The organism is Methylocaldum sp., assembly GCF_039794385.1.
Classification (GTDB): Bacteria; Pseudomonadota; Gammaproteobacteria; order Methylococcales; family Methylococcaceae; genus Methylocaldum.
In genome coordinates, this window is sequence record NZ_JBDIVO010000408.1 from 1 (window position 1) to 3,711 (window position 3,711).

Consider the following 3,711-nt stretch of genomic DNA (forward strand, 5'->3'; position numbering starts at 1 on the left):
TGGCGTGCCACAGAGGATGAATCTGGGCACTGGAAGGAATCTTTAGTCTGGCGCTAACGCCGCAAGATGGCGTACTCCTGGTACGTTAAAGAGGAAATATCAAATCCTTGCCGCCTGGTTGCAGGACACCATCCGCTGGCAGTATTCCCTTCTGACACGGCGAAGATATGAGTGGCTCAAGCCAGCACAATCGGGGTCGGGTTCAGGCGTAAATCCCAGCCTTGCCCTTAGCTATCGGCAAAGCCAAGTGGGCTGCTGATGAAGTGAGCCAGGTCCGGCGGGTCGTCTGTTACGGAACTTTGGGCAGCGCTCCGACATCAGACACGGCAGGTGAAGCTCGTGCGGATTTCGGGATTGTTTTCGTTGGGCGCACTGCTTATCGAAATGGGGGCGCCCTCTACGAACGCACCGAAGCCTCACGGCTGGCGGAGTACGATCAAGGCATATTCCATACTGTCGGATAACGCTCGCCAGCTGGCCTCGATAATGTTGGGGCTCGCACCCACTGTAGTCCACGTGCGTTCACCATGACAAAAATCCATGAGAACCCGCGTAACGGCTCCGGTACCCTGCTCGGTGTTCAGAATGCGCACTTTATAGTCGGTCAGCTGAACCTGTTCCAGCTCTGGATAATACCGGCAGAGCACTTCATGGAGGGCTTGCGCCAGCGCATTCACCGGCCCGTTGCCTTCGGCGGCGGCGAATCGAACGTCTCCCCCTACTCGGATTTTGACGGTCGCCTCGGACAATAAACCGCGGCCATGACGGTGTTCCGCCAACACCATGAAATCGATGAGCTCGAACGGTGGCTGGTAATCCGAACCGGCTCGATGCAGCAGAAGATCCACGGAGGCTTCCGCGGCTTCGAATGCAAAACCCTGATGTTCTAGGTTTTTCACCTGGTGCAGTACCCGTTGCGCCTCATCATCCGAGAGCTTAAGCCCGCGAAGCTGAGCTTGGGAAAGCAGATTGCCGCGCCCGGATAACTCCGACACGAGCATGCGGGTCGCATTACCCACCAGAGTAGGATCGATATGCTGATAACTGCCGGCGTGCTTCAAGACGGCCGCGGCATGGATCCCGCCCTTGTGCGCGAACGCACTCTCTCCAACGTAAGGCTGCTGCTTGGAATGGCTCAGATTGGCGATTTCGGCCACATATTTCGACAGGCTCGTGAGCTCCCGCAACTGTTCCGAAGCCAGTACCGAATACCCCATCTTGAGCTGCAAGGCCGGGATGATGCTCGTGAGATCCGCATTGCCAACTCGCTCTCCGTACCCGTTGATGGTGCCCTGGATCTGAACGCATCCCCCACGCACCGCGGCCAAGGAGTTGGCCACCGCGCAGGCGCTATCGTTGTGGACATGAATCCCGAGCCAGCCCGGTATGCGGCGACTGGCCGCCACGATCGGCTCGATTTCCCAAGGCAAACTGCCCCCATTGGTGTCGCAGAGGACCAGGAAGTCGGCTCCGCTTTCTGCCGCAGCCTGCAAAGTCGCTAGGGCGTAGTCCGGGTTTGCCTTATAGCCGTCGAAATAGTGTTCCGCATCGAAGATCACCTCGAAACCGCGCTGCTTCATGAACGCCACGCTGTCTCGAATCATTACCAGATTTTCTTCCGGCGTGGTGTTCAACACGCTGCCGACCTGAAAGTCCCAGCTTTTTCCAACCAGCGCCACGGCAGGCGTGCCGGCACTGCTCAGGGCCGCAAGATTCCGGTCGTCCTCACAGCGGCTGTGCTTTCGCCGGGTGCTGCCGAACGCCACCAGCCGTGCCTGTTGAAGCCCGATGCCACGGACTCGGTTAAAAAATTCGGCATCCTTCGGATTGGATCCGGGCCAACCGCCTTCGATGTAATGGATTCCGATCCGATCCAGCCGCCGCGCGATCGCCAGCTTGTCCTCACAGGAAAAGGAAACCTCCTCCCGCTGGGAGCCATCGCGGAGCGTGGTGTCGTACAGGAAAAGTTGAACCATTCTCGTCTCTTTGTTAAGTCATCAGCGGCATGGATGATCTGCCAGTACCCGCGTCGGATAGGCTAAGAGCCCTCGGGAGTCCCTCGCACGACGGAGCTAAGCAAAGGACATCAGCAGGTCTTTTAATCTCTTTTATGGGCATTGTACGGTTGAGTCCGTCAAGGTGACATGAATTCCGAGGGTGAGCTCGATTCGGTCAAAGGTTGTTCAGGACCGTTCAGGCAATAGGGAACGAAGCTCAATGCTCCGCGCCGACGAATGCTGGCTTCATTAAGGAATGTGCCGACCACCCGGGAATGGAAAGCGACGATGAATCCATTCGCAACTCTTGATCCCAACCGTTTTACACCCTGTCAGGATAGGCGGTCGTCAGGACGATCACCGAATTCCAGACAGGTCCCGACCGTGCAGCACTTTCGGGAACAGTCTAACAAACGCGATGGAATACCCCATCCGCGGTTGGCTTCCGCATGCCCGGCGCATTTGTCGGAGTTTTTGATCAGCAGAATATCCTATCCTGCGGCCAATCAAGTTTGTAGAATCAGTCCAATCCATCCGAGGAGGGGCGCGACCATGATCAACAGGACCGAAGCCGAGCAGGAACTCCGCGTGGATCTGGCGGCCGCTTTCCACATGGCTGTGGCGAACCAACTCCACGAAGGGATCGCCAATCATTTTTCCGCCGTTCTCCCCGATGGCCAGCACTTTCTGGTCAACCCTTTTGGCCTGCATTTCTCGGAAATCACCGCCTCGAACCTGATCGTCTGCGATTTCGACGGCAACGTGGTCCGGGGAGAGGGCGAGCCGGCGGCATCGGCACATCACATCCACGCCCCGATCCACCGCCTCGTTTCCCGTGCCCGGGTGCTGCTCCACACCCATCAGCCTTATGCCACAGCGCTGACGATGCTGGCACAAGGCCGTCTCGAATGGGCCCTGCACACCACGTGCCGCTTCTATGGCCGGGTCGCCTACGACATCGACTACGACGGAGTCGCCCTGTCGGATGCCGTCGGTGAACGGCTGGCGAGCATTCTTGGCGATAATGACGTGCTGTTCCTGGGCCATCACGGGGTCATCACGGCCGCGCCGACCGTGGCTCAGGCATGGGATGACCTTTACTTCATCGAGCGGGCGGCTCAGACTCAGATTCTCGCCATGAGCACCGGGCGTCCCCTCGGTCGTTTGGATCCCGCCCTGATCGAGCAGGTTGCCGCGCAGACCCGCTATGAGCGTTTCGACCTGGGCTACATCGAGCGCCATTTCGCCGCTCAGAAGCGGCTGCTGGATGCGGCTGGCGGGTTGTACCGCCGCTGATTAACCGGCCTGAGCCCGAAGCCGAAAGCTCCTGTGGACAAGGCTTGGGGGACCCCGAAGGTCATCCGAAGAACCCGAGGGTTCCTCGGAAGAGCCAGATTTCAGTGCAAATCAACAGTAGTCGGGTACATCAAGGGCAAGAGCGCGATTCACCTGGCCCGGGTATCCGGCGAGCGGAAGCACCTTTGTTGGGCAACACTTCAGGGCGCAGGGTACTTTGTTTCGACCATGGATCGGGACGAGCGGGTGATTAGCGAGTACATCCGCCACCGGGAACGCGAAGATCAGCGATTGGAACAGATGAACCTCTGGTACTGAGTTTGCCACCTTTAAGGTGGCTCAAGAACGGCGGGGCCGCGTTAGCGACCCCGTTCAGCCGCTTTGAGCGGCTCACATTCTAAAACCCCCGGCAGAGCCG

At 58.6% G+C, this 3,711-nt stretch carries 2 protein-coding genes and 1 pseudogene; 2 read left to right on the top strand and 1 reads right to left on the bottom strand.

All coding sequences use genetic code 11. The annotated features are described in order from the left end of the window. Positions 1–416: 416 nt before the first annotated feature. Positions 417–1,976 carry a citramalate synthase gene (gene cimA / locus ABJK70_RS21720; RefSeq protein WP_347259106.1) on the bottom strand — a complete coding sequence of 520 codons (1,560 nt, stop codon included), beginning with the start codon at positions 1,974–1,976 and terminating at the stop codon, positions 417–419. Positions 1,977–2,549: 573 nt separating this feature from the next. Between cimA and ABJK70_RS21725 the strand changes: the two genes are divergently transcribed. Further along, positions 2,550–3,293: an aldolase gene (locus tag ABJK70_RS21725; RefSeq protein WP_347259107.1), complete on the top strand. Its 744-nt coding sequence runs from the start codon at positions 2,550–2,552 to the stop codon at positions 3,291–3,293. Between the two features lie 111 nt (positions 3,294–3,404). Continuing rightward, positions 3,405–3,611 (top strand): annotated as a pseudogene (locus ABJK70_RS21730) (IS200/IS605 family transposase); the annotation flags it as partial. Positions 3,612–3,711 lie beyond the last annotated feature (100 nt).

What these genes read in the sequence shown, in the direction of transcription:
- ABJK70_RS21725 (WP_347259107.1), top strand. Translation starts at nt 2,550, where the DNA reads ATGATCAACAGGACCGAAGCCGAGCAGGAACTCCGCGTGGATCTGGCG.
- cimA (WP_347259106.1), bottom strand. Translation starts at nt 1,976, where the DNA reads ATGGTTCAACTTTTCCTGTACGACACCACGCTCCGCGATGGCTCCCAG.